At 72.6% G+C, this 26,360-nt stretch carries 21 protein-coding genes; 15 read left to right on the forward strand and 6 right to left on the reverse strand.

The annotated features are described in order from the left end of the window. Positions 1 to 14: 14 nt before the first annotated feature. Positions 15 to 470 carry a pyridoxamine 5'-phosphate oxidase family protein gene (locus tag EAO73_RS17835; RefSeq protein ID WP_147972538.1) on the reverse strand — a complete coding sequence of 152 codons (456 nt, stop codon included), beginning with the start codon at positions 468 to 470 and terminating at the stop codon, positions 15 to 17. A 101-nt stretch (positions 471 to 571) separates the two neighbouring features. Here EAO73_RS17835 and EAO73_RS17840 point away from each other — a divergent pair, with 101 nt between their 5' ends. Both EAO73_RS17840 and EAO73_RS17845 read left to right on the forward strand, forming a co-directional pair. Next, positions 572 to 1,378, forward strand: a complete 807-nt coding sequence (locus EAO73_RS17840) for an arylamine N-acetyltransferase family protein (protein WP_147972539.1) — start codon at positions 572 to 574, stop codon at positions 1,376 to 1,378. 146 nt (positions 1,379 to 1,524) lie between these two features. Continuing rightward, positions 1,525 to 2,409 carry a YceI family protein gene (locus EAO73_RS17845; protein ID WP_147972540.1) on the forward strand — a complete coding sequence of 295 codons (885 nt, stop codon included), beginning with the start codon at positions 1,525 to 1,527 and terminating at the stop codon, positions 2,407 to 2,409. Between the two features lie 23 nt (positions 2,410 to 2,432). Here EAO73_RS17845 and EAO73_RS17850 read toward each other — a convergent pair whose 3' ends face one another. Further along, positions 2,433 to 2,678, reverse strand: coding sequence for a hypothetical protein (locus EAO73_RS17850; RefSeq protein WP_147972541.1), 246 nt, complete (start codon positions 2,676 to 2,678; stop codon positions 2,433 to 2,435). Positions 2,679 to 2,782: 104 nt separating this feature from the next. On the opposite strand from EAO73_RS17850, the gene holA reads away from it, so the two are divergent. Then, positions 2,783 to 3,727 (forward strand): DNA polymerase III subunit delta, encoded by a 945-nt coding sequence (gene holA, locus EAO73_RS17855; RefSeq protein ID WP_147972542.1) that lies wholly within the window; start codon positions 2,783 to 2,785, stop codon positions 3,725 to 3,727. Between the two features lie 321 nt (positions 3,728 to 4,048). Here the strand turns inward: holA and rpsT are convergent, their stop codons facing one another. Beyond that, entirely contained in the window at positions 4,049 to 4,315 is a 267-nt protein-coding gene (rpsT, locus tag EAO73_RS17860) for a 30S ribosomal protein S20 (RefSeq protein ID WP_147972543.1), read from the reverse strand. A gap of 215 nt (positions 4,316 to 4,530) precedes the next feature. Here rpsT and lepA point away from each other — a divergent pair, with 215 nt between their 5' ends. From lepA to hemW, 4 genes are all read left to right on the forward strand, one after another. Next, the gene (gene lepA / locus EAO73_RS17865) at positions 4,531 to 6,405 is read left to right on the forward strand and encodes a translation elongation factor 4 (RefSeq protein WP_147972544.1); all 1,875 of its coding nucleotides are present in this window, start codon (positions 4,531 to 4,533) and stop codon (positions 6,403 to 6,405) included. A gap of 226 nt (positions 6,406 to 6,631) precedes the next feature. After that, a complete protein-coding gene (locus tag EAO73_RS17870; RefSeq protein ID WP_147972545.1) occupies positions 6,632 to 8,521 on the forward strand; it encodes an AMP-dependent synthetase/ligase in 1,890 nt (629 codons plus the stop codon). A gap of 218 nt (positions 8,522 to 8,739) precedes the next feature. Further along, the gene (locus tag EAO73_RS17875) at positions 8,740 to 10,626 is read left to right on the forward strand and encodes an ATP-binding SpoIIE family protein phosphatase (protein ID WP_147972546.1); all 1,887 of its coding nucleotides are present in this window, start codon (positions 8,740 to 8,742) and stop codon (positions 10,624 to 10,626) included. A 68-nt stretch (positions 10,627 to 10,694) separates the two neighbouring features. After that, positions 10,695 to 11,936 (forward strand): radical SAM family heme chaperone HemW, encoded by a 1,242-nt coding sequence (gene hemW / locus EAO73_RS17880; protein ID WP_147972547.1) that lies wholly within the window; start codon positions 10,695 to 10,697, stop codon positions 11,934 to 11,936. A gap of 60 nt (positions 11,937 to 11,996) precedes the next feature. On the opposite strand, the gene EAO73_RS17885 is transcribed toward hemW, so the two are convergent. From EAO73_RS17885 to EAO73_RS17895, 3 genes are all read right to left on the reverse strand, one after another. Then, a complete protein-coding gene (locus EAO73_RS17885) occupies positions 11,997 to 14,870 on the reverse strand; it encodes an ABC transporter substrate-binding protein (RefSeq protein WP_147972548.1) in 2,874 nt (957 codons plus the stop codon). Between the two features lie 117 nt (positions 14,871 to 14,987). Further along, positions 14,988 to 15,806: a DUF3097 domain-containing protein gene (locus tag EAO73_RS17890; RefSeq protein WP_147972549.1), complete on the reverse strand. Its 819-nt coding sequence runs from the start codon at positions 15,804 to 15,806 to the stop codon at positions 14,988 to 14,990. Between the two features lie 90 nt (positions 15,807 to 15,896). Next, the gene (locus tag EAO73_RS17895) at positions 15,897 to 16,625 is read right to left on the reverse strand and encodes an MBL fold metallo-hydrolase (protein WP_147972550.1); all 729 of its coding nucleotides are present in this window, start codon (positions 16,623 to 16,625) and stop codon (positions 15,897 to 15,899) included. A 184-nt stretch (positions 16,626 to 16,809) separates the two neighbouring features. On the opposite strand from EAO73_RS17895, the gene hrcA reads away from it, so the two are divergent. The 8 genes from hrcA (at position 16,810) to EAO73_RS17935 (ending at position 26,345) form a co-directional block, all read left to right on the forward strand. Continuing rightward, the gene (hrcA, locus tag EAO73_RS17900; RefSeq protein WP_147972551.1) at positions 16,810 to 17,826 is read left to right on the forward strand and encodes a heat-inducible transcriptional repressor HrcA; all 1,017 of its coding nucleotides are present in this window, start codon (positions 16,810 to 16,812) and stop codon (positions 17,824 to 17,826) included. Then, positions 17,827 to 18,963, forward strand: a complete 1,137-nt coding sequence (gene dnaJ, locus EAO73_RS17905) for a molecular chaperone DnaJ (protein WP_147972552.1) — start codon at positions 17,827 to 17,829, stop codon at positions 18,961 to 18,963. Positions 18,964 to 19,072: 109 nt separating this feature from the next. Further along, positions 19,073 to 20,146, forward strand: coding sequence for a nitronate monooxygenase (locus tag EAO73_RS17910; protein WP_147972553.1), 1,074 nt, complete (start codon positions 19,073 to 19,075; stop codon positions 20,144 to 20,146). Beyond that, positions 20,143 to 20,886 (forward strand): 16S rRNA (uracil(1498)-N(3))-methyltransferase, encoded by a 744-nt coding sequence (locus EAO73_RS17915; RefSeq protein WP_147972554.1) that lies wholly within the window; start codon positions 20,143 to 20,145, stop codon positions 20,884 to 20,886. The genes EAO73_RS17910 and EAO73_RS17915 overlap by 4 nt, the downstream gene beginning before the upstream one ends. 192 nt (positions 20,887 to 21,078) lie before the next feature. Continuing rightward, positions 21,079 to 21,492, forward strand: coding sequence for a hypothetical protein (locus EAO73_RS17920; protein ID WP_147973503.1), 414 nt, complete (start codon positions 21,079 to 21,081; stop codon positions 21,490 to 21,492). Positions 21,493 to 21,626: 134 nt separating this feature from the next. Further along, positions 21,627 to 24,845 (forward strand): S41 family peptidase, encoded by a 3,219-nt coding sequence (locus EAO73_RS17925; RefSeq protein ID WP_191134125.1) that lies wholly within the window; start codon positions 21,627 to 21,629, stop codon positions 24,843 to 24,845. A gap of 231 nt (positions 24,846 to 25,076) precedes the next feature. After that, on the forward strand, positions 25,077 to 25,436 hold the full coding sequence (locus tag EAO73_RS17930; protein ID WP_147972555.1) for a histidine triad nucleotide-binding protein: 360 nt from the start codon (positions 25,077 to 25,079) through the stop codon (positions 25,434 to 25,436). Further along, positions 25,437 to 26,345 carry a ribonuclease Z gene (locus EAO73_RS17935; RefSeq protein WP_147972556.1) on the forward strand — a complete coding sequence of 303 codons (909 nt, stop codon included), beginning with the start codon at positions 25,437 to 25,439 and terminating at the stop codon, positions 26,343 to 26,345. The last annotated feature ends 15 nt before the right edge of the window (positions 26,346 to 26,360 follow it).

Raw genomic sequence — 26,360 nt, forward strand, 5'->3', positions numbered from 1 at the left:
CGGTGGCCGGGCCCTCAGACCAGCCAGCGGCCGTCCGTCATCAGGTCGCGGCCGGGCTGCTCGTTGGACTCGCGCCATGCCCGCACCGCGTGCGGGGTGAAGCGGAGGTACACCCAGGCGGGGCGCCCTCGCAGGTCCCAGCCGAACTTCCCGGCGAAGGCGTCGCCCGATGCCGTCGGGAGGTCCGTGCCCTCCACAACCTCGGCCGTCGCCTCGATCATGACCACATCGCGGGTGTGGCCGAGCGCGATGTGGGCGCGGCCGCGCGGTGTCAGGTTGACCGCCGTCGGGTTGGTGCGCCGGGTGGCCATCAGCAGGGTCTCCCCGTCCCACGCGAACCACAGCGGCACGAGGGTCGGCGCTCCGTCGGCGGAGGCCGTGGACACCCAGGCGTCCGTGTCCTTCTCCAGGCGGTCTAGGGCGTCCTGCTTGCGCTGTTCACGGGTGCGAGCCGGTTGCGGGTGAGGCATGCCGCGGACGCTAGCCGCTCCTCCGGCCCCGTAACACCGCCACTGGTCCTAGGACCAGTGGCGCATGGCGCGGCGCCGCGACCTCTGCACAGACTGGCCCCATGGACCCGGAACTGCCGCAGACCATCGACGCCTACCTGGAGCGCATCGGTGCGGACAGGCCAACCCGCCCCGACGCGCCGGCGCTGCGCGAACTGCAACTGCGCCACCTCGTCGCCGTGCCCTTCGAGAACCTCTCGATCCACCTCGGCGAGGACATCGCGCTGGAGGAGGGCGCCCTCCTGGACAAGATCGTGGCCCGCCGGAGGGGCGGCTTCTGCTACGAACTCAACGGCGCGTTCGCCGTACTGCTGCGGGCGCTCGGCTTCCGCGTCACCCTGCTCCAGGCCCGCGTCCACGGCGACGGGGGACGGCTCGGCATCCCGTACGACCACCTGGCGCTGCGCGTCGAGACGGACGACGGGACCGGGCCGTGGCTCGCCGACGTCGGCTTCGGTGACCACGCCAGGCGGCCGCTCGCGCTGGACGACCGCGGCGACCAGGCGGACCCGGGCGGAACCTTCCGGATCGTGCCGGCCCCGGACGGCGAGGAGTCCGGGGACCTCGATGTGCTGTGCGACGGCAGGCCCCGGCTCCGGCTGGAGCGGCGGCCCCGGGTGCTGGGCGACTTCCGGGCCGGTGCCTGGTACCACCGGACCTCGCCCGACTCCCACTTCACCCGGGCCCCGGTCTGCTCGCGCTGCACGGAGGACGGCCGGATCACGCTCACCGGCCGCAAGCTCCTCACGACGGTGGGCACCGACCGGTACGAGACGCCGCTGGGGAGCGACGACGAGGTGCTGGCCGCCTACCGCGAGCACTTCGGGGTGCGCCTGGACCGGCTCCCCAGCAAATCGGACCTTCGGTAACACCTGCACCCAAGTCCCTGCGAGCTGCTCTGTTTGCCTCGAACACCCCAAGAGTGATCGAATGCATGCTCGTCGGCGGGCCGCTGCTCCGACATCGACGTCTGCCCTCCGGCCCGAGGTGAACGCGCGCCCGGGAGTGTGTGGAGATGTTCGGCCGTTGGTTCGGAAACAAAGCTGCGACGGGTGCCGCTCGTGGCAACGCCCTCGCCGGACTGGTGGTACCGGACTCGGCGGGTGTCCTCAGCTGCCGGGTGCTCGACCCGGTCAACGAGCCCGTGGTGCGGGCGGAGTTCGTGCTGACGGACCGCTCGGGGCGCAAGGTGGTCGGGGGCGAGACCGACCCGTACGGCAATGTCCTTGCCACGGTTCCGGCGGGAGAGTACCGGCTCGCCGTCACGGCGGAGGGGTTCACGCCCTTCCACGGTGCGGCCACGGTCGGCGAGGGCGCTCACGCGAGCCTGGGCGATGTGACCCTCCAGGTCTCCGCGCCGCCGCAGCTGCCCGAGCCGGGCGACTGGGAGATCGAGCCGATGCACTCGCAGATCGGCTTCACCGCCCGGCACATCGGGATGGCCCGCATCCACGGCCGGTTCAACACCTTCGCCGGGGCGGTGCGGATCGCCGACCGAATGGAGGACTCGGCGATGCACGTGATCATCGACGCCGCGTCGATCGACACGAACGTCCAGATGCGCGACGACCACCTGCGTTCCAGCGACTTCCTGGACGTCGGCCGCTATCCGACGCTGGAGTTCTACAGCGACCGCTTCGTGCACCGAGGCGGGACCCGTTGGGGTGTGAGTGGGGCGCTCACACTGCACGGGGTGAGCCGCACGGTGACGCTCGACACCCAGTACCTGGGGCTCGGCAACGGGATGGAGGGCGAGTCCCGGGCCGCCTGCCGCGCCACCACACAGCTGCACCGCGAGGACTTCACCCTCACCTGGCAGACGATGCTGGCGCGCGGTATCGCGGTCGTCGGCCCGAGCATCTCCATCGAGATGGACGTGCAGATCGTCCCGAAGGGCTGATCCTCCGCCCCGTGGCGCCGGTCCTACGGGGCCTCCAGCCAGCCCTCGTACTCCGCGGCGAAGGCGTCGAGCGCCGTCGGGTCGAGACGGTGGTCCGGGTCCTCCACGACCAGCAGCCACTGGGCGTCCTCGGCGTCGTCCTCGCCGGCCAGCGCGTCGCGTACGAGCTGCGGTTCGTCGGTGACACCGAAGCGGTCGGCGAGCTCCTCCGCCGCCTCCTCGGCGGCGTCGCGGTCGGGCAGCACCAGTACGTGTCTCTCATCGCTCACCCGCCCATTCTCGGTTACGGGGGAGGGAGCGGCGGACCCGGCCGCCGGGTGCGGTGGTCCGGCGGCGGCCGGGCTGTCAGCGGCCCGTGGGATGCTGGACGGCGATGGCCACCAGAAGAAATTCCACCGACGATCCGCTCGCCCCGCTCACGCTCGCCGTGGGGCAGGAGGACCTGCTCCTCGACCGTGCCGTGCAGCAGGTGGTGGCGGCCGCGCGCGCCGCCGACGCCGACACGGACGTCCGGGACCTCGCCCCCGACCAGCTCCAGCCGGGCACGCTGGCCGAGCTGACCAGCCCGTCGCTGTTCGCCGAGCGCAAGGTCGTGATCGTGCGCAACGCGCAGGACCTGGGCGCGGACACGGTCAAGGACGTCAAGAAGTACCTGGACGACCCGGTCGAGGAGATCACGCTCGTCCTGCTGCACGCGGGCGGCGCCAAGGGGAAGGGGCTGCTCGACGCGGCCCGCAAGGCGGGGGCCCGCGAGGTGGCGTGCCCGAAGACGACGAAGCCGGCCGAGCGGCTGTCCTTCGTACGGGGTGAGTTCCGGGCGCTGGGACGCTCCGCGACGCCCGAGGCGTGCCAGGCGCTGGTCGACGCCATCGGGAGCGACCTGCGGGAGCTGGCCAGCGCGGCGTCGCAGCTCGTCGCGGACGTCGAGGGCACGATCGACGAGGCGGTCGTCGGGCGCTACTACACGGGGCGGGCGGAGGCGTCGAGCTTCACGGTCGCCGACCGGGCGGTCGAGGGGCGGGCGGCGGAGGCGCTGGAGGCCCTGCGCTGGTCGCTGTCCACGGGCGTGGCCCCCGTCCTGATCACCAGCGCGCTGGCGCAGGGCGTACGGGCGATCGGCAAGCTGTCCTCGGCGCGCGGGGGGCGGCCCGCGGATCTCGCGCGTGAGCTGGGGATGCCGCCGTGGAAGATCGACCGGGTGCGCCAGCAGATGCGGGGGTGGACGCCGGACGGGGTCGCGGTGGCGCTGCGGGCGGTCGCGGAGGCGGACGCGGGAGTGAAGGGGGGCGGGGACGACCCCGAATACGGGCGGGCGTAGCCCGCGGTAGGGGGCGGCCCGCGGCTGTCCTCAATCGCCGGACGGGCTTGAACTTGCCGTTCGGGCGTCCTCAATCGCCGGACGGGCTGGGATTGTCGGCCTGGGTTTTGCCGTGCGGGCTGTGGGCGTGCCGGTTCGGGCAGCGTGAAAGCAGGCACATGCCGAAGGCCCCGCTCCCTGGGGAAAGGGTGGCGGGGCCTCGGGTACAGACGGGGTGCGTCGCACCCGCGTGGCGAACGCAGGTTCGGTGTGCGACGCGGGGGCCGGGCAGGAGCGGGGTAGAGGGCCCGCTTGGTCCGTTCCGGCGGTTGATCAGATCGTTCAGGCCTGGAGGGTGGCAGCCTTGGCAGCCAGCGCCGACTTCTTGTTGGCGGCGGCGTTCTTGTGGATGACACCCTTCGAGACGGCCTTGTCGAGGGCACGCGAAGCGTCGCGAACGGCCACGGTGGCCTTCTCGACGTCGCCCGCGACAACGGCCTCACGGGCCTTGCGGATGGCGGTCTTGAGCGACGACTTGACGGCCTTGTTGCGCAGGCGCGCCTTCTCGTTCGTCTTGTTCCGCTTGATCTGGGACTTGATGTTCGCCACGAAAGAGCCTTTTCAGGTTCGTTGGATCTTCGATGTGTGTCCGCGCGGCCCGGGAGCCACATGGCACAGCTGTCCACGGTAGCAGGAGCGGTCCGACCGGCCCAAACCGGTCGCTGCCCCGCGGGCGTGGGACGATGGAAGCTACGTACAGATCCGCCCCGACCCGACATCGACCCGAGACACGGCGTCCGGCGTCTCAAGAATCAGGACCCTGCGTGCCCGCGACTCCTCTCCACGTGCCCGAGCCGAGCCGTACCGACCCGGCGCTGATCCGCAATTTCTGCATCATCGCGCACATCGACCATGGCAAGTCGACCCTTGCCGACCGGATGCTCCAGCTCACCGGGGTGGTCGACCAGCGGCAGATGCGCGCCCAGTACCTCGACCGGATGGACATCGAGCGCGAGCGCGGCATCACCATCAAGTCCCAGGCGGTCCGGCTGCCCTGGGCGCCGACCACCGGTGAGGGCCGGGGCAGCACCCACGTCCTCAACATGATCGACACACCGGGACACGTCGACTTCACCTATGAGGTCTCCCGGTCGCTCGCCGCCTGCGAGGGCACGATCCTGCTGGTCGACGCCGCGCAGGGCATCGAGGCCCAGACCCTGGCCAACCTCTACCTGGCGATGGAGAACGACCTCACCATCGTTCCGGTGCTCAACAAGATCGACCTGCCGGCCGCGCAGCCCGAGAAGTTCTCCGAGGAGCTGGCGCACCTCATCGGCTGCCAGCCGGAGGACGTGCTCAAGGTCTCCGCGAAGACCGGCATGGGTGTGGACGCGCTGCTCGACCGCGTCGTCCGGGACGTCCCGGCGCCGGTCGGGAACGCCGACGCGCCCGCCCGCGCGATGATCTTCGACTCGGTCTACGACTCGTACCGCGGTGTCGTCACGTACGTCCGTGTCGTCGACGGTTCGCTGAACAAGCGCGAGCGCATCCGGATGATGTCGACGGGCGCCACCCACGAGCTGCTGGAGATCGGTGTCTCCTCGCCGGAGATGACCCCGTCGGACGGCATCGGCGTCGGTGAGGTCGGCTACATCATCACCGGCGTGAAGGACGTCCGGCAGTCCAAGGTCGGTGACACGATCACCTCGCTGAACAACGGGGCGACCGAGGCGCTCGGCGGTTACAAGGACCCCAAGCCGATGGTGTTCTCCGGCCTCTACCCGCTGGACGGCTCGGACTACCCGGACCTGCGCGAGGCCCTGGACAAGCTCCAGCTCAACGACGCCGCCCTGGTGTACGAGCCGGAGACCTCCGCGGCGCTCGGCTTCGGATTCCGCGTCGGCTTCCTCGGCCTGCTCCACCTGGACGTGGTCCGCGAGCGGCTGGAGCGCGAGTTCGGCCTCGACCTCATCGCCACCGCGCCCAACGTGGTCTACCGGGTCGAGATGGAGGACGGCAGCGAGCACGTCGTCACCAACCCGAGTGAATTCCCCGAGGGAAAGATCGACAAGGTGCACGAGCCGGTCGTCCGGGCCACGGTCCTGGCGCCCAGCGAGTTCATCGGCGCGATCATGGAGCTGTGCCAGCAGCGCCGCGGCACCCTCCTCGGCATGGACTACCTCTCCGAGGACCGGGTCGAGATCCGCTACACGCTGCCGCTCGCCGAGATCGTCTTCGACTTCTTCGACCAGCTGAAGTCCAAGACCCGGGGTTACGCCTCCCTCGACTACGAGCCCACCGGCGAGCAGTCGGCGCAGCTCGTCAAGGTCGACATCCTGCTGCACGGTGACAAGGTCGACGCCTTCTCCGCGGTCACGCACAAGGACAAGGCGTACGCGTACGGTGTGCGCCTCGTCGCCAAGCTGCAGAAGCTCATCCCCCGGCAGAACTTCGAGGTGCCGATCCAGGCGGCCATCGGCTCCCGGGTCATCGCCCGTGAGACCGTCCGCGCCATCCGTAAGGACGTCCTCGCCAAGTGCTACGGCGGTGACATCTCCCGTAAGCGGAAGCTGCTGGAGAAGCAGAAGGAAGGCAAGAAGCGGATGAAGATGGTCGGCAACGTGGAGGTGCCGCAGGACGCGTTCATCTCCGTGCTGTCGACCGACGAGTCCGCCGGTGAGGGCAAGGCCAAGAAGTAGTCCCGGCAGGACAGGACCGGCGGCCCCCGTATCGCAGCACGCTGCGGTGCGGGGGCCCGTTCGTTATCAAGCGGGGTCCGATTGCCTCTTACGTGGCGCGCGCGGGCCCTTTACCCTGATCACGACTTCTTAGTTACTCGCCAGTTAAGCAAGCGGGATCGCAGCACGCAGGATCACATCAAGCAGCAGCCGGTCGTGAAGTAACGCCGCAGGCCCGGAGGATGTCGTGAGCGACACACAGACCATGATCGATAACCGCCCGCCCTCGGTGGCGACCCTCTTCATCGACCGGGTGGCGGCCACTCCGGACGGGGAGGCCTACCGCTACCCGGTCCCCGCGGCCGGCGGCGAGGGTCCCGACGAGTGGAAGTCGCTCAGCTGGGCGCAGGCCGCCGAGCGGGTGTACGCCGTGGCCGCCGGGCTGATCGCGCTCGGCGTGCGCCCGGAGGAGCGCGTCGCGCTCGCCTCGTCCACCCGGGTCGAGTGGATCCTCGTCGACCTCGGGGTCATGTGCGCGGGCGCCGCGACCACCACGGTCTACCCCTCCACCAACGCCGAGGAGTCGGCGTTCATCCTCTCCGACTCCGAGAGCCGGGTCCTGATCGCCGAGGACGCCGCCCAGCTGGCCAAGGCCCGCGAGCGCCGTGCCGAGCTGCCGGACCTGGCCCATGTCGTGGTCATCGACCCCGAGGGCGCGGGCCCCGCCGAGGGCGACCCGGAGGGCTGGGTGCTCACCCTGGCCGAGCTGGAGGCCCTGGGTGCCGAGCACCTGGCGAAGAACCCGGAGGCGGTCCGCGAGCGCGTCGACGCCATCACCTCCGAACAGCTGGCGACCCTCATCTACACCTCGGGCACCACCGGCCGCCCCAAGGGCGTACGGCTGCCGCACGACAACTGGTCGTACATGGCCAAGGCCACCGTCTCCACCGGCCTGATCACCAAGGACGACGTCCAGTACCTCTGGCTGCCGCTCGCCCACGTCTTCGGCAAGGTCCTCACCTCCGGGCAGATCGAGGTTGGCCACGTCACCGCCGTCGACGGCCGGGTCGACAAGATCATCGAGAACCTGCCGGTCGTCCAGCCGACCTACATGGCCGCCGTCCCGCGCATCTTCGAGAAGGTCTACAACGGGGTCGCGGCCAAGGCGCGCGCGGGCGGCGGCGCCAAGTACAAGATCTTCCAGTGGGCGGCCGGCGTCGCCCGCGAGTACGCCAAGGTCTCCCAGGACAACTTCCGGCGCACCGGCCAGGCCTCCGTGCCCTTCGCGCTCGGCGCCAAGCACAAGGTCGCCGATACCCTCGTGTTCGCCAAGATCCGCGAGGCCTTCGGCGGCCGGCTCCGCGCCTGCGTCTCCGGGTCCGCGGCGCTCGCCCCCGACATCGGGCTCTTCTTCTCCGGTGCCGGCATCCACATCCTGGAGGGTTACGGCCTCACCGAGTCGAGCGCCGCCTCCTTCGTCAACCCCGGCGAGAGCTACCGCACCGGCACGGTCGGCAAGCCGCTCCCCGGCACCGAGGTCCGCATCGCCGACGACGGCGAGATCCTGCTCCGCGGCCCCGGCATCATGCAGGGCTACCAGGGCCTGCCGGACAAGACCGCCGAGGTGCTGGAGGCCGACGGCTGGTTCCACACCGGCGACATCGGCGAGCTGTCCGTGGACGGCTACCTGCGGATCACCGACCGCAAGAAGGACCTGATCAAGACGTCGGGCGGCAAGTACATCGCGCCCGCCGAGGTCGAGGGCCAGTTCAAGGCGGTCTGCCCGTTCGTCTCCAACATCCTGGTGCACGGCGCGGACCGTAACTTCTGCACCGCGCTGATCGCCCTGGACGAGCCGACCATCCTCGGCTGGGCCGCCGAGAACGGCATGGAGGGCAAGTCGTACGCCGACGTCGTGGCCTCCCCGAAGACCGTCGAGCTGATCGAGGGCTACGTCAAGCGCCTCAACGAGGGCCTCCAGCGCTGGCAGACCATCAAGAAGTTCCGGCTGCTCCCGCGTGACCTCGACATCGAGCACGGCGAGGTCACGCCCAGCCTCAAGCTGAAGCGGCCCGTCGTCGAGCGCACCTACAAGGACCTGATCGAGGAGATGTACGCCGGTTCCCGCGAGGCCTGACCGGCGCCCGCCCACCCCCGTACGCCCCCGAAAGCCCCCCGCGCGCTCCGGCGCGGGGGGCCGGCGCGTTGGTGACACAACGTCTTCACCACCCACTTCGGTAACTCGGCGCGTATGGGGAGGGCCGATCTGTCACTCTGTCCGTGTCGTCAGCGGCGCACATGGAGAAACAGGCAGAGCGAGAACAGGTCAGGAGCCGCCCTGTGGGGTCCATTCCCTTGCAGCGGGACATTGTGCAGCGTCCCGGAACCACCGCCGCCACGGGCACACAGCCGGTCGCCCGGACCAGTCTGCCCGGCAACCTCCTCGCGCCCTCCGCGGCCCGGCGGTTCGTCGCCGCCGCGCTCGCCGAGTGGACCGGGCTCGGGCTGCCCGCGGCCGTGGGGTTCAGCGAACGGCTGTCCGATGACGCGGCGATGATCGTCAGCGAGCTGGTGACCAACGCCGTCGTCCACGCGGGTACCGCCGTCGAACTGCTCTTCCGGCTGGAGGAGGCCACCGAGGACGAGGCGTCCGCCCTGGTCCTGGAGGTGTCCGACCACCACCCCGCCCGTACGGTGCGCGGCGACCACGCGCACAGTTCCGAGGGCGCGGGCGAGCCTGCCGACTACGGGCGCGGCCTGGACATCGTCGCCGCCCTCGCCGAGCGCTGGGGCATCACCTACCGCGCCGGCACCAAGACCGTCTGGGCCCGGCTCCCGGTGGACGACTGGAACCCGTTCCCCGAGGGGCGCGGCGAGACCGGCCTCGACCGCGGACTGCGCTCCGAGATCCTCGCCCCCGCCCGGCGCGTCGCACGCGACGACGGGGACTGGGCCGGTCGCGGCGCGCTCTCCTTCCTCGCCGAGGCCTCCGACCTCCTGGCCGGGCAGCTCGACGAGGACATCGTGGCGGCCCTCGCCGGACAGTTACTCGTCCCCCGGCTCGCCGACTGGTGCGCGATCTGGCTGGAGCCCGAGAGCGGCGGCCCCGCGGCCGTCCCCCGCCTCGCCAAGATCTGGCACGTGGACGAGGAGCGCATCCCGGCGCTGCGCACCCTGCTGGAGGGCCACCCGCTCCGGCTCCCCGAACGCGTCGGCACCGGCGCGGTCTCCATGCCGTGGCCCGGCAGCGCCGAGGACGGCGAACCGCCGGACGAGGACGAGGGCGTCGCGTTCGCCTACCGGATCACCTCGGGCGGCCGCACCCTCGGAGCCGTACTGCTGGGCCGTGAGACCACCGTCCGCCTGCCCGACGAGCTGACGGCCCTCATCGAGGACTTCGTGCGCCGGGTCGGCCTCGCCGTCGGCGCCGCCCGCGCCTACACCCGCCAGGCCACCATCAGCCGCATCCTCCAGCGCGGCCTGCTGCCCAGCAAGGTCGCCGAGATACCGGGTGTCGCCAGCTCCCTGGTCTACGAACCGAGCGACGACGGCGTGGTCGGCGGCGACTTCTACGACATCTTCCCGTGCTCCGGCGACCGCTGGTGCTTCGTGCTCGGCGACGTGCAGGGCAGCGGCCCCGAGGCCGCCGTCGTCACCGGCCTCGCCCGCCCCTGGCTGCGGCTGCTGGCCCGCGAGGGCTTCCAGGCCGACGAGGTGCTGGTGCGGCTCAACCGGCTGCTCCTGGACGACGCGATGGAGGCCGCCGAGGCAGCGGCGCTGATGGTCGCCGCCGCCGGCGGCCAGCACTCCGAGGACAACGGGGGCCAGTCCCGCTTCCTGTCCCTGCTGTACGGGGAGCTGGTGCCGCTGCCCGGTGGCGGCGCCCGCTGCACCCTGGCCAGCGCGGGGCACCCGCTGCCGCTGCTGCTGCGCCCGGACGGCACCGTGCGGCCCGCCGCCGAGCCGCAGCTGCTGCTCGGCCTCATGGACGACGCCGTCTACGAGACCCAGAGCTTCGACCTGGCGCCAGGCGACAGCCTGCTCTGCGTCACGGACGGGGTCACGGAGCGGCGCTCGGGCGGGGAGATGTTCGACGACGGCGACGGGCTCGCCCAGGCGCTGTCCGGCTGTGCGGGGCTGAACGCCGAGGAGATCGCGGAGCGCATCAAGCGTGCCGTGCACGACTTCGCCGAGCGCCCGCCGGACGACGACCTGGCGCTGCTGGTGCTCCAGGCCGAGTAGGGCGCGCCCGGCGGCCTCCGCCGGGCGCGCCACGGGCGTGGCGTCCGGTTGCCGGGCGGCGCGCGACAATGGACGGTATGCCTTCCGTACTGCCCGATGGTGAACCCGTACCCGACGACGGGGCGCTGCCCCGCCATGCCCTGGAAGGCGCGGCCGGCCGGCCGCTCGGCTTCTACCTGCACGTCCCGTACTGCGCGACCCGCTGCGGCTACTGCGACTTCAACACCTACACCGCGACCGAGCTGCGCGGTTCCGGCGGTGCGCTGGCATCCCGCGACAACTACGCCGCCCACCTGACCGGGGAGGTCCGCCAGGCCCGCAAGGTCCTCGGCGACGACCCCCGCCCGGTCCGCACGGTCTTCGTCGGCGGCGGCACGCCCACGTTGCTGGCCGCCGCCGACCTGGTACGGATGCTGGCGGCGATCCGCGAGGAGTTCGGGCTCGCGGAGGACGCCGAGATCACCACCGAGGCCAACCCGGAGTCCGTCGGCCCGGCCTACCTGGCGGAGCTGCGCGAGGGCGGCTTCAACCGGATCTCCTTCGGCATGCAGAGCGCCCGGCAGCACGTCCTGAAGGTCCTCGACCGCACCCACACCCCGGGCAGGCCCGAGGCATGCGTCGCCGAGGCGCGGGCGGCCGGCTTCGAGCACATCAACCTCGACCTGATCTACGGCACCCCCGGCGAGTCCGACGACGACTGGCGCGCGTCCCTCGACGCGGCGATCGGCGCCGGGCCCGACCACGTCTCCGCGTACGCGCTGATCGTCGAGGAGGGCACCGGGCTCGCCCGCCGCATCAAGCGCGGCGAGATCCCGATGACCGACGACGACGCGCACGCCGACCGCTACCTCATCGCGGACGAGGCGATGGCCGCCGCCGGCTACTCCTGGTACGAGGTGTCGAACTGGGCCCGCACCCCCGAGGGCCGCTGCCTGCACAACGAGCTGTACTGGCGCGGGGCCGACTGGTGGGGTGCCGGCCCGGGGGCGCACAGCCACGTCGGGGGCGTGCGCTGGTGGAACGTGAAGCACCCGGGGGCGTACGCGCAGGCGCTCGCTGAGGGGCGGTCACCGGGGGCGGGGCGCGAGATCCTGTCTGCCGAGGACCGCCGCGTCGAGCGCATCCTGCTCGAACTGCGGCTCGTCGACGGCTGCCCGCTCTCCCTGCTGGCCCCCGCCGGTCTCACGGCCGCCCGCCGCGCGGTGGACGACGGGCTCCTGGAACCGGCGCCGTTCGCCGAGGGGCGGGCCGTGCTGACCCTGCGCGGCAGGCTGCTGGCCGATGCGGTGGTGCGCGACCTGGTGGACTGAGCAGGGCGCGTCCTCGGGGGCGTACGCGAAGCAAGGCGTACGCCCCCGGGGACGCCCCGTTCACTTCAGCGGACACTCCGCCGGTGTCAGCGCCCGCGCCCCCGCTGCCCGGCCGCAGATGATCCGGGCATGGCTGCGGCCGTCCGGATAGGTGATCTGGACGACGTCCAGACCGTGGCCCGCCTGTGCCTCGTACGGGATGAAGCCGCGGAAGGTGATCGTGCCCGTGGGCATGGTCCGCAGGTTCACCGCGTACAGGTTCGCCCAGGTCTCCGCGGCGCTGTTCACCGCGTCGCCGTGGCTCGCCGCGTCGTACAGCGCGGCCGTGGCGCTGTACGAGATCACCGACTGGCCGCTGGCGAAGAGCAGGTCCTCGTACGGCTTCGACGCCGGCAGCCGGGGGAGCGTCCCGCCCTCGGGCAGCAGCTTCTGCAGCGCCCGGTACGACTCCTGGTAGAAGCCGTCGGCCCGGCCGCGGCTCATCGGGGCGAGGGCCGTGTGGTAGAGCGTGACGTTCCGCGTGGTGTCCGTGCTCGCGTCGAGCCGGGCCTTGGTCAGGTCGTCGCCCGTGAAGACGGTGATGGGGCGGCGGGAGCAGCTGTGGGTGAGCCGGCTCATCAGGTTGGCGACGTCCTCGACCCGGCCCGCGAAGTACAGCGCGTCCGGCGCCGGATCCGCCCCGCAGATCTGCTGCACCGGCCGGTCCAGGTCCGCGCTGCTGCGGCGGCCGAGGCTGTACTCCACCGGCTCCGAGAGCGCGAAGCCCGACTTGGCGAGCATCGCGCTGCCCACCTTGCGCTGCTCCAGCGTGTAGCGGTCCTTGTCGTTGTTGCCGAGCTTGCGGGACAGGACCAGGGCCCGGGGCTTGCGCGTGCCGGCCGCCTTCCCGGCCACCTGCTTCGCGACGAGGCCCATGGCGTCCGCCTGCTCCTGGTCGGTGGCCGCCAGACCGAAGTAGTTGGAGTAGTCCGTCGCCAGATAGCCGCCGGAGTTGGTGGTGTCCACCACGGGCAGGCCCGCCCGCTGGAGGAGCGCGGTGGCCTCCGGGCTGTCGGTGGTGTCGCGGCCGAGCCCGACGACCCCGACGACCGAGGGGTCTCTTCCGGCCACCTCGATGATCTTCTTCACCGCGGGTATCTGCTGGAGCATGTCCTGCCCGCCGTTGGCCGTCAGCACCCGCAGCTTGACCGAGAAGTCCAGCGTGTTGGTGTGGTGCTGGTAGAGGTAGACGCCGGTCAGCTCCTCCAGGGCCTTGCGGGTGCCCTCCGGGGACCGGGCGGTGAACGGGCCCGCGTAGACCAGGGTGACGTACTTGTCGCCCGGCTCGATCGACGCGTTCTCCTCGGCCACCGCCCGTTCGACCCGGTCGAAGGTGATCCCCGCGCCGGCCCCGTCCAGCTCCAGGCCGTTGCCCTCGGCGAAGCGCACCTTCGTGGTCGTGGCCACGCCGATGCACTCCTTGTCCCCGCCGCCCGGACCGGTCAGCCGCACCGAGTCCGTGTTGAAGTCCGTCAGCGGCCCATGGCAGTAACGGTTCGCCAGCTGGTTGCTCAGCAGCAGCGTCCCGAGCAGCGCGCCGGCCACCAGACAGGCGACCGTCGTCCGCGACATCACCCACCACACCCACGTCCTGCGCACCCGCACCGTGGACAGCTGCGCGTGTGCGTGCTCGTGGGTCAGCTGCTCGGTCGACAGCGGCAGCCGCAGCACCCAGGCGGGCGTGGCCGTGGCCGACGGGGCCTGGCCGATGCTGAGGTGACTGACCCAGTCCTCGTACCGGGCACGCGCCGCACCGGTGCGCGTGGGCGGCGGATCGGGCGGCAGCGGCGGGGTGTGCCGCAGGATCTCCGCCGCCGGCAGCGAGGCCAGGAGCAGCAGCGGATCGACCTCGCTGCGCCGGGAGCGGACGTTGTTGAGGGCGTTGATCAGCTGGATGCCGCCGTTGCCCTGGGCGGCCTTCGGCAGGAAGACCACCGGGGGCACCGTGCGCTTGCCGCGCCGCCAGTCCGTCGCGTGCGGCCGGTAGTTGTTGCGCAGGTCCTCCAGCAGGGCCTGCACCCGCAGCTCCAGGTGGAACTGGCGGGACCGCTCGTCGCCCGCCGCCGCGTCGGCTACCCGCCCCGCCACCACCGCGGCCCGCGCCCGGATCACCCGCCAGGAACCGCTCGGCGAGAATCGGGACCACCCGTCGGACGGGTAGCCGGTACTGGCGGCGGCCAGTGACGAGGTGGTGGCGAACCACTTGCTGGCCCGGCGCAGCCACAGCAGCGGCGGCGCCGACGTCGTCAGCAGCCGCACGACGGCGAGCCCGAGGACCGCCCCCACGGCCACCAGCGTGGTCGGCAGCCAGCCGATCTCGCCGAGCAGCACGCCCAGGACCGCGATGACCACGGCCCCGACGAAGGTCTCCGGCCGCACCGACTCGCGGAACGCGTTCCACCAGGTGCCCGGCCCGCGCCGCCCGGCCCGCCAGCGCAGCGCGCTCAGCTCCTCCAGGATCCGTTCGTCGCGCTGGTACCGGGAGCCGCCCGGGTCCGGGTCCCGCAGCACGGCCTCGGTGGCCTGTTCGATGGCGCCGAGCAGCCGGGAGCGGGGGAAGGCGAACGGCTTGTACTGCGAGCCGCCCCGGGTCTCCCACGGCCTCTCGGTCAGCGTGCGGACCATGTCCAGGGCCGCGTCGTACGGCGTCGGGCCCCGCCCTTCGAGCAGCTTCAGGGGGACGCGGCGCGGCTGGTTGGCCCGGTGGATCTGCCGCACGATCTGTTCGACCCGGGCGTCCACGGCGGCCGGCACATCGGCCTCGGCGGCCTGGAGGACCACCAGCGGCATCACGGGCCGGTTGTCGCGGTACCGGTCGATGAGCTGCTGGAAGAAGTGGAAGACGGCGGAGGCCGCCTCGTTCTCCGCACTGTCCCGCCATACCTCGCGCGCCATCGCCCCCGTGCCTTCCCTCGCGAAAAGAGCCTGGTCCCACTCAATAACCGATGATGCGTGCGAGGCGCAGGCATTCGTCCGTATCGGTGCGGGATCGACGGGAAGGCCCGCCGGACATCAGTCCGGAAGGGTGACGAAATCGATCAATTCCTCGACCCTGCCCAGGAGTTCGGGCTGAAGGTCCCGGTAGGACCGGACCGAGGCCAGGATGCGCTGCCAGGCCGCTCCGGTGTTCTCCGGCCAGCCCAGTGCCCGGCACACGCCCGTCTTCCAGTCCTGCCCGCGCGGCACCACCGGCCACCCGGCGATCCCCACCGACGCGGGCTTCACGGCCTCCCACACGTCGATGTACGGATGGCCGACCACCAGCACGCTGTCGTCCGAGACCTGGGCCGCGATCCGGGACTCCTTGGAACCGGGCACCAGATGGTCGACCAGCACCCCCAGAGGCGCGTCCGGCGCGGGCGCGAACTCGCGGACGATGGCCGGCAGGTCGTCGATGCCCTCCAGGTACTCGACGACCACGCCCTCGATGCGCAGGTCGTCGCCCCAGACGCGCTCCACCAGCTCCGCGTCGTGCCGCCCCTCCACGTAGATCCGCCCCGCCCGCGCCACCCGGGCCCGCGCGCCGGGCACCGCCACCGAACCGGAGGCCGTACGGGCCGGCCGCACCGGGCCGCCGGCCGACGGGCGCACCAGCGTCACCACCCGGCCCTCCAGCAGGAAGCCGCGCGGCGCCATCGGGAAGACCCGGTGCTTGCCGAACCGGTCCTCCAGGGTCACCGTCGGCCCCTCCGCGGTCTTCTCGCACCGGATCACCGCCCCGCAGAAACCGGTGACGGCCTCCTCCACGACGAGATCGGTCTCGGCGGSGACCTCGGGGGCGGGGGCGGACTTCTTCCACGGCGGGGTCAGATCCGGCTGGTAGCTGCGCATCGCACGACGATAAGCGGGGAAGGGCCACGACACGCCGAGCCGGGCGGCCGGCCGGCGCTTCCGCGTTCCCCCTCCGGGCCCCGCCGAACCTCACGCCCCGCCGAACCGCGCCGCCAGCGCGTCCCGCTGTTCCCGGACGAACGCCGCGTCCACCACCGCCCCGTGCCCCGGCACGTACAGCGCGTCCTCGCCGCCCAGCGCCAGCAGCCGGTCCAGCGCCGCCGGCCAGCGGGCCGGGCGGGCGTCCGGGCCCGCCTGCGGTTCGCCGGACTCCTCCACCAGGTCGCCGCAGAACACCAGCGCCGGGGAGCCGGGAGAGCCCGGGACCAGCACCGCGAGGTCGTGGCCGCTGTGCGCCGCGCCCACGTTCACCAGCACCACCTCCCGGCCGCCCAGATCCACCCTCAGCTCCCCGTCCACCTCCTCGCCCGGGGCCACCAGCACATCGGCGGACTCGGCCGCGTCCGGCTCCGGCAGGCCCTGGGACACCGCGTCGGCGTACAGCCCGTCCGCCCCGTGGCGCAGCAGCTCCGCCGTCCCGGCGGCGCCGTACACCCGGGCCCCGGCGAAGGCGGCCGTGCCCAGTACATGATCGAAATGAGGGTGGCTGAGTGCGATGTGCGTCACCCTGCGGCCGAGCAGCGACTGCGCCTGCATACGCAGTTCGATGCCCTCGCGCAGTGACGCACCGGTGTCGCAGAGCAGCACCCCGTCGGCGCCCGTCACCAGCAGGGCCGTCGCGTCCCACACCGGAAGGCGCCGGCGGCCCGTTCCGTGACCGAGCCGCTCCCACCCGAAGTCTTCCCAAGAGGCGTCCATGCGGCGACGCTATCGGCAACGACCTGCGCGGTCCTCCGGCACGGTGGCCGGTCGCCCTTGCTAGGAAGCCACCCCGTCGCCGTACACTGGCCGGGGATCGCTGGCACTCGTACGCACCGAGTGCCAGGGGAAATCCCGGGAACGGCCCGAGAACCACCGAGATGGACAGCTGGAGGTGTGCGCGATGCTCAGCGAACGCAGACTCGAAGTGCTGCGCGCCATCGTCCAGGACTACGTCGGCACCGAGGAGCCCGTCGGCTCCAAGGCGCTCACGGAGCGGCACAAGCTGGGGGTCTCCCCGGCCACCGTCCGCAACGACATGGCGGTGCTCGAGGACGAGGGCTTCATCGCCCAGCCCCACACCAGCGCGGGGCGCATCCCGACGGACAAGGGCTACCGGCTCTTCGTCGACAAGCTCGCGGGCGTCAAGCCCCTCTCGTCGCCGGAGCGCCGCGCCATCCAGAACTTCCTCGACGGCGCGGTCGACCTCGACGACGTCGTGGGCCGGACCGTACGGCTGCTCGCGCAGCTGACCCGGCAGGTCGCCGTCGTGCAGTACCCCTCGCTGACCCGCTCGACGGTGCGGCACGTGGAACTGCTGTCCCTGGCCCCGGCGCGGCTGATGCTCGTGCTGATCACGGACACCGGCCGGGTCGAACAGCGGCTGGTCGACTGCCCGGCGCCGTTCGGTGAGACCTCACTCGCCGATCTGCGGGCCCGGCTCAACAGCCGGGTGGTGGGACGCCGTTTCGCGGACGTCCCGCAGCTGGTGCAGGACCTGCCGGAATCCTTCGAGAGCGAGGACCGGGGAACCGTGTCCACCGTCCTCTCGATCCTGCTCGAAACCCTCGTCGAGGAGACGGAGGAGCGGCTGATGATCGGCGGCACCTCCAACCTCACCCGCTTCGGACACGACTTCCCGGTGATGATCCGGCCGGTGCTGGAGGCACTGGAGGAGCAGGTCGTGCTGCTGAAGCTGCTCGGCGAGGCCAAGGACTCGGGCATGACCGTACGCATCGGGCACGAGAACGCCCACGAGGGCCTCAACTCCACGTCCGTCGTCGCGGTCGGCTACGGTTCGGGCGACGAGGCAGTCGCCAAACTCGGCGTGGTCGGACCGACCCGCATGGACTACCCCGGAACGATGGGAGCGGTACGCGCAGTGGCACGTTACGTCGGACAGATCCTGGCGGAGTCGTAAGTGGCCACGGACTACTACGCCGTACTCGGCGTGCGCCGCGACGCTTCCCAGGACGAGATCAAGAAGGCCTTCCGGAGGCTCGCCCGCGAGCTGCACCCGGACGTGAACCCCGATCCGAAGACCCAGGAGCGGTTCAAGGAGATCAACGCCGCCTACGAGGTGCTGTCGGACGCCCAGAAGAAGCAGGTCTACGACCTCGGCGGCGACCCCCTCTCCCAGTCGGGGGGCGGCGGCGCCGGCGGCTTCGGCCAGGGCGGCTTCGGCAACTTCTCCGACATCATGGACGCGTTCTTCGGTACGTCGTCGCAGCGCGGGCCCCGTTCGCGCACCCGGCGCGGCCAGGACGCCATGATCCGGCTGGAGATCGACCTCGCCGAGGCGACCTTCGGCACCACCAAGGACATCCAGGTCGACACGGCCGTCGTCTGTACGACGTGCAGCGGCGAGGGGGCTGCCCCCGGCACCTCCGCGCAGACCTGTGACATGTGCCGCGGCCGTGGTGAGGTCTCGCAGGTCACCCGGTCCTTCCTGGGCCAGGTCATGACCTCGCGGCCCTGCCCGCAGTGCCAGGGCTTCGGTACGGTCGTGCCGACCCCGTGCCCGGAGTGCGCCGGCGACGGCCGCATCCGCTCGCGGCGCACGCTGACCGTGAAGATCCCCGCCGGTGTCGACAACGGCACCCGCATCCAGCTCGCGGGCGAGGGCGAGGTCGGCCCCGGCGGCGGCCCCGCCGGCGACCTCTACGTCGAGATCCACGAGCTGCCGCACGCGGTGTTCCAGCGCCGCGGCGACGACCTGCACTGCACGGTCACCATCCCCATGACGGCGGCGGCCCTCGGCACCAAGGTGCCGCTGGAGACGCTGGACGGACTGGAGGAGGTCGACATCCGGCCGGGCACCCAGTCCGGCCAGTCCGTCCCGCTGCACGGGCGCGGCATCACCCACCTGCGGGGCGGCGGGCGCGGCGACCTGATCGTGCACGTCGAGGTGATGACCCCGACGAAGATGGACCCCGAGCAGGAACGCCTCCTGCGCGAACTGGCCAAGATGCGCGGCGAGGAGCGGCCCACCGGCCAGTTCCAGCCGGGCCAGCAGGGCCTGTTCTCGCGCCTGAAGGACGCCTTCAACGGCCGCTGACGGCCCGCGTCCACGCGGTTACGGGCCCGGTCACCGGGCCCGTACCGCACGGACGGCGCCGCCGTGGGGCGAACATCACGGGACAGGAAGGACATGACACGATGCGGTCATGTCCTCCGCGCTGACCGATCTCTGCCGGTATCCGATCGTGCAGGCCCCCATGGCCGGCGGTCCCTCCTGCCCGCAGCTCGCCGCGGCCGTCTCCGAGGCCGGCGGGCTCGGCTTCCTGGCCGGCGGGTACCGGACGGCGGACGGCATCCGCGACGAGATCGGGCAGATGCGCGCCCTGACCGGGCAGCCCTTCGGCGTCAACCTCTTCATGCCGCAGCACAACCCGGCCGATCCCGCCGTCCTGGACGCCTACGGCGACCGGCTCGCGGGCGAGGCCGCCTGTTACGAGACGGCGCTCGGTGACCCCGGCACCGGCGGCGACGACTTCTACGAGGACAAGCTCGCCGTCCTCCTCGACACCCCGGTCCCGGTCGTCTCCTTCACCTTCGGCTGTCCCTCGCGCGACACCCTCGACGCCTTCGCCGCGGCCGGTACGTACACCGTCGTCACGGTCACCTCGCCCGAGGAGGCCCAGGCCGCCCAGTGGGCGGGGGCCGACGCCGTCTGCGCCCAGGGCACCGAGGCGGGCGGCCACCGCTCCACCTTCGAGGACGACCCCGCGACCGAGGACGGCGGGACCGGGCTGCTGAGCCTGGTGACCCAGGTCCGCGAGACCGTGCAGATACCGGTCGTCGCCGCCGGCGGCCTGATGCGCGGCTCCCAGATCGCCGCCGTGCTCGCGGCGGGCGCCGACGCCGCCCAGCTCGGCACCGCCTTCCTGGCCTGCCCGGAGTCCGGCGCCCACGCGCTGCACAAACAGGCCCTGACCAACCCGCTGTTCGTCCGGACCACCCTGACCAGGGCGTTCTCCGGCCGCCCGGCGCGCGGTCTGGTCAACCGCTTCGTGCGCGAGCACGGGCCGTACGCCCCCGCCGCCTACCCGCAGGTCCACCACATGACCTCCGTGCTGCGCAGGGCGGCCGCGCGGGCCGGGGACGCGCAGGGCATGGCGCTGTGGGCGGGGCAGGGCCACCGGATGGTCCGCGAACTGCCCGCCGGCCGGCTGGTCCGGACGCTCGCCGAGGAACTGGACGCCGCACGGACGGCAGTGAGCACAAGGAGTACACAGTGACGGCACCCGTCTTCGTCGTCGAACAGCTGCCGGACGCGCCCGAGTTCGTCCTCGACGGCCCCGAGGGGCGGCACGCGGTCTCCGTGAAGCGCCTGCGCACCGGCGAGGAGGTCGTCCTGACGGACGGCCGCGGCCGTTGGGCCCCGGGCGCCGTGCGGTCCGCCGAGGGCAAGGACCGGCTCGTCGTCGGCCTGGAACCGGTGCATGAGGAGCCGCGCCCCGCCGTCCGGATCACCGTCGTCCAGGCCCTGCCCAAGGGGGACCGGGGCGAGGTCGCCGTGGAGACGATGACCGAGACCGGCGCCGACGGGATCGTGCCGTGGCAGGCGGCGCGCTGCATCACCCAGTGGAAGGGCGACCGCGGCCTCAAGTCCCTGGCGAAGTGGCGCAACACGGCCCGGGAGGCGGGCAAGCAGTCCCGCCGGGTGCTCTTCCCGGACGTGGCGGACCTGGCCACCACCAAGCAGGTCGCGGCCCTGCTGGCCGCGGCGGACTTCGCGGCCGTGCTGCACGAGGACCGCGACTACGACAGCGAGCCGCTGGCCACCGTCGCCCTGCCCGCTGCGGGCGAGATCGTGCTGGTCGTCGGCCCCGAGGGCGGCGTGTCCCCGGACGAGCTGGCCGCGTTCGCCGCCGCAGGGGCCCGCACCTGCCGGCTGGGCCCCACGGTCCTGCGTACCTCCACGGCGGGTACCGCGGCGGCGGCGCTGCTGCTGGGACGCACGGGGCGTTGGTCGTAACCCGCCCCCGAAGGGGTGGTTGTGGCCGCAAGCGGTCTACCGCACCGTCAGGAGGGGTGGGAAGCTGCCCGTATGGGGACATCAAGGGCATGGGGCCGGTGCACGGCCCGTCGCTTTCCGGCCGCACTCGGCATCGCCGCGGTGGCCGTCACCGGCCTCACCGCCTGTGAACCGGCCGACGGCATCGGGGCGTTGAACACCGCGTCCGTCGCCGTGACCACCGACCGGACCGCCACCCGCGCGCTGGAGCACGAAGGCGTCCATGTGCGCTGGCTGACCTGCACGGCCTCCCTCGACGGGGGCGACGCCACCCGCTCGACGGCGCCCTCCGCCTCCGCGCGCCGGGTCGCCGAGGTCCACTGCGACGGCGAGACGAGGTCCGGCGGGGACATCGCGCTCGACGGGAAGGTGACCCAGGCCGTCGAAGGCCGGTGCGTACGCGGCGACATGACCGCGAAGTCCGGCGGGCGCGCCGTCTTCCGGGCCACCCTGCTCGGCGACTGCACCGCCCCGGCCACGACCGCTCCGCCCGCCCGAGGTCCGGGCAGCGGCAACGGCCCGACCGCCACCGTGACGGTCACGGTCACCGCGTACCCGGGCAAGTAGGGTTGCCGCGTGGGCCGTTGACGTTCCCCGTGGTCCGCATGTCCCCGGGGCATGTCCGCACGGCCGGCGCCGGCGCGGGACGTACTCCGGCCAACCCCGTGCCACCCGGGGCGTGCGCGGCCTAGGGTGATCGTGTGACACAGCCTTCCTACCTCCGGTACCCCCATGTCCAGGGTGACTTGATCGCCTTCACCGCCGAGGACGACGTCTGGCTCGCCCCGCTCGACGGTGGCCGGGCATGGCGGGTCAGCGCAGACAACCGTCCCGTGACCCAGCCGCGCATATCGCCCGACGGCACTCTCGTCGCCTGGACCTCCACCCGTGACGGGGCGCCCGAAGTGCACCTCGCACCCGCAGACGGCGGACCCTCACGCCGGCTCACCCACTGGGGGGACACCCGCACCACCGTGCGCGGCTGGACCCCCGAAGGGGACGTACTGGTCACCAGCACCCAGGGCCAGGTCTCGCTGCGCCGCACCTGGGCACGGGCCGTCCCGGTCGACGGCGGACCCGCGCGGACCCTCCCGTACGGCCCCGTCGGCTCCCTCGCCTACGGGCCCGGCGGACGCGTCCTGCTGCTCTCGGCCACCATGGGCCGCGAGGCCGCCACCTGGAAGCGCTACCGGGGCGGCACGGCCGGCAAGCTCTGGATCGCGGCCGAGGACGACCCGCTGGAGTTCGTCCGCGTCCACGAGGATCTCGACGGGAACCTGGAGTGCCCGATGTGGGTGGGGGAGCGCATCGCGTTCCTCTCCGACCACGAGGGCGTCGGCGCCCTCTACTCCTCGCTGCCCGACGGCACGGACCTGCGCCGGCACACCCCCGTCGACGGCTTCTACGCGCGACACGCCACCACCGACGGCACCCGGGTCGCCTACGCCTGTGCCGGTGAACTCTGGCTCCTGGACGGCCTGGAGGGCGACGAGCCCCGCCGCGTGGAGATCCGGCTCGGCGGCCAGCGCGCCGATCTCCAGCCCTACCCGCTGCACGCCGACAGCCATCTGACCAGCGCGTCGCCCGACCGCACCGGCCGCGGCAGCGCGGTCCTGTCACGGGGCGCCGTCCACTGGGTCACCCACCGCGAGGGCCCGGCCCGCGCGCTCGCCGCCGACCCCGGTGTGCGGGCCAGGCTGCCGCGCACCTTCCAGGCCGACGGCGACCAGCACGTCGTCTGGGTCACCGACGCCGAGGGCGACGACGCGCTGGAGATCGCCCCCGCCACGGGCACCGCGCCCGGCGCCGGGCCCCGCCGCCTCGCGGCCGGCCGGATCGGCCGCGTCCTGGACCTCGCCCCGGCCCCCGACGGCAGCCGGTTCGCGGTCGCCGCGCACGACGGCCGTGTGCTGATCGTCGAGCGGGAGAGCGGCGAGATCCACGAGGTGGACCGCAGCGAGAACGGCGACGCCTCCGGCCTCGCCTGGTCGCCCGACTCCGCCTGGCTCGCCTGGTCGCACCCCGGCCCCGAGCCGCTCAGCCAGCTCAAGCTGGCCCACATCGCGGACCTCTCGGTCTCCGAGGCCACCCCGCTGCGGTTCCGGGACTTCGCGCCCGCCTTCACCGCCGACGGGAAGCACCTGGCCTTCCTCTCCGAGCGGGCCTTCGACCCCATCTACGACGCGCACGTCTTCGACATGGCGTTCATCGGCTCCTGCCGGCCGCACCTGCTGACGCTCGCGGCGACCACGCCCTCGCCGTTCGGTCCGCAGCTGCACGGGCGGCCCACCGAGAAGGAGAAGGGCGGCGACGGCGAGGACAACCCCACCGCGCTCCCGATCACCCGCATCGACCTGGACGGCCTCGCCGACCGGATCGTGCCCCTTCCCGTCGACGCGGCCGTCTACTCCTCGCTCAGGGCCGCGCGGGACGGGCTGCTCTGGCTGCGCCACCCGCTCACCGGGGTCCTGGGCACCAGCGGCGCCGGTCCGGACGCGCGGCGCCCGGACACCGTCCTGGAGCGGTACGACCTGGAGAAGCTGCGCTGCGAGGAACTCACCTCCGACGTCAGCCGTTTCGCGGTCAGCGGTGACGGGAAGCGGCTCGCGATCGTCCACCACGGCAAGCTGTCCGTCGTCCCCTCCGACAGCCGGGTGCCCGCGGGCGACGACGACCACGACGACGCCGTGACCGTCGACCTCTCCCGCATCCGCCGCACCCTCGACCCGGCCGCCGAGTGGCGCCAGATGTACGACGAGGCCGGCCGCGTCATGCGGGACAACTTCTGGCGGGCCGACATGGGCGGCGTCGACTGGGACGGCGTCCTGGAGCGGTACCGGCCGGCCCTGGAGCGCGTGGCGACCCACGACGACCTCATCGACCTGCTCTGGGAGATCCAGGGCGAGCTGGGCACCTCCCACGCCTACGTCACCCCGCCCGGCGGCTGGCGCGACGAGGCGGCCCGGCAGGGGCTGCTCGGTGCGGACCTCTCCCGTGCGGAGGACGGCAGCTGGCGCATCGACCGCGTGCTGCCCTCCGAGACCTCGGACCCGGCGGCCCGTTCGCCGCTCGCCGCGCCCGGCGTCGCCGTCCGGGCCGGGGACGCGATCCTGGCCGTCGACGGGCACCCCGTCGACCCGCTGACCGGGCCCGCGCCGCTGCTCACCGGCTCGGCCGGCAAGCCCGTCGAGCTGACCGTCTCCCCGGCCGACGGCGGCGACCGGCGCCATGTCGTCGTCGTACCCGTCGCCGACGAGGAGGCGCTGCGCTACCACGCGTGGGTCGCCGGCCGGCGGGCGTACGTGCACGAGCGGTCCGGGGGGCGCCTCGGCTACCTCCACGTCCCGGACATGGTCGGCGGCGGCTGGGCCCAGATCCACCGCGACCTGCGCACCGAGATGGCGCGCGAGGGCCTGGTCGTGGACGTCCGGGAGAACCGGGGCGGCCACACCTCGCAGCTCGTCGTGGAGAAGCTGGCCCGCCGCATCGTGGGCTGGGACCTGCCGCGCAACATGCGTCCGTACAGCTACCCGGGCGACGCGCCGCGCGGGCCGGTCGTGGCCGTCGCGAACGAGTTCTCCGGCTCGGACGGCGACATCGTGAACGCCGCGATCAAGGCCCTGAAGATCGGGCCCGTGGTCGGCGTGCGGACCTGGGGCGGCGTGATCGGCATCGACAGCCGCTACCGGCTGGTCGACGGCACGCTGGTCACCCAGCCGAAGTACGCGTTCTGGCTGGAGGGGTACGGGTGGGGCGTCGAGAACCACGGCGTCGACCCGGACGTGGAGGTCGTGATGACGCCCCGGGACCACGCGGAGGGGCGTGACCCTCAGCTGGACGAGGCGATCCGTCTGGCGCTGGAGTCGCTGGAGCGGGTCCCGGCGAAGGCGGCACCGGAGCTGCCGGGCCTTCCGGGGTGACTTCGGCGGGGTGGGGAACAGGCGCGCCTGCGGCGGGCCTGTTCCCCACCCCGCCCCTTCCCGAACCCGGGGCTCCGCCCCGGACCCCGCGTCTCAAACGCCGGCGAGGCTGGAAGTGGCCGCGCGGCACGATCAAGCCCCTCCGGCGATCGAGGAGCGGGGGTCCGGGGGCAGCGCCCCCGGATAGGCTGGCACGCAACGGATCACCCAGACCAAGGAGCGCGTAAGCGAATGGCAGGAGAACCGCAGCCCGACTGCCTGTTCTGCAAGATCGTCTCGGGCGAGATCCCGGCCACCATCGTCCGGGAGACCGACACCACCGTCGCCTTCCGCGACATCAACCCCCAGGCCCCCACCCACGTACTCGTCATCCCGCGCCTGCACTACCCGGACGCCGCCTCGCTCGGCGCCGCCGAACCGACGGTGCTCGCCGACGTGCTGTGCGAGGCGGGCAACGTCGCCGCCGCCGACAAGATCGACGAGACCGGCTACCGGGTCGTGTTCAACACCGGCGCCGGCGCCGGCCAGACCGTCTTCCACGCGCACGCCCACGTCCTGGGCGGCCGAGGCCTGGAATGGCCCCCCGGATAGATGTCCGCTCGTGAACTCGTCGTGCTCGGGACCGCCAGCCAGGTCCCGACCCGGCACCGCAACCACAACGGCTATCTGCTGCGCTGGGACGGCGAGGGCATCCTCTTCGACCCCGGCGAGGGCACCCAGCGCCAGATGCTGCGGGCCGGGGTCGCCGCGCACGACATCAACCGGATCTGCGTCACGCACTTCCACGGCGACCACTCGCTGGGCCTGGCCGGGGTGATCCAGCGGATCAACCTCGACCAGGTCCCGCACCCGGTGACCGCCCACTACCCGGCGAGCGGGCAGCACTTCTTCGACCGGCTGCGGTACGCCACCGCCTACCGCGAGACCGTGAAGCTGACCGAGGCCCCGGTCGCCGCCGACGGAACCCTGGCCACCACCCCGGCGTACACGCTCGACAGCCACCGGCTCTCGCACCCCGTCGAGTCGTACGGCTACCGGCTCACCGAGCCCGACGGGCGGCGCATGCTGCCCGCGAAGCTCGCCGAGCACGGCATCGCGGGGCCGGACGTCGGACGCCTCCTGCGCGAGGGCGCGCTCGGCGGGGTCACGCTCGCGGACGTCTCCGAGCACAGGCGCGGACAGCGGTTCGCGTTCATCATGGACACCAGGCTCTGCGACGGCGTGTACGCCCTCGCCGAGGGGTGCGACCTGCTGGCCATCGAGTCGACCTTCCTCGACGAGGACCGCAGGCTGGCTCAGGACCACGGCCACCTGACCGCGGCCCAGGCGGCCACGGTCGCCCGGGAGGCGGGCGTACGCCATCTCGTCCTCACGCACTTCTCCCAGCGCTACCCGGAGCCGGAGGCCTTCGAGGCCGAGGCGAGGGGGGCCGGGTACCAGGGCGAGCTGACCGTCGCCGAGGATCTGATGCGGGTACCGGTCCCGAGCCGTCACCCGTAACAGCCCCCACACCAG

Origin of the sequence: Streptomyces sp. col6, from assembly GCF_008042035.1 — a bacterium.
Classification (GTDB): domain Bacteria; phylum Actinomycetota; class Actinomycetes; order Streptomycetales; family Streptomycetaceae; genus Streptomyces.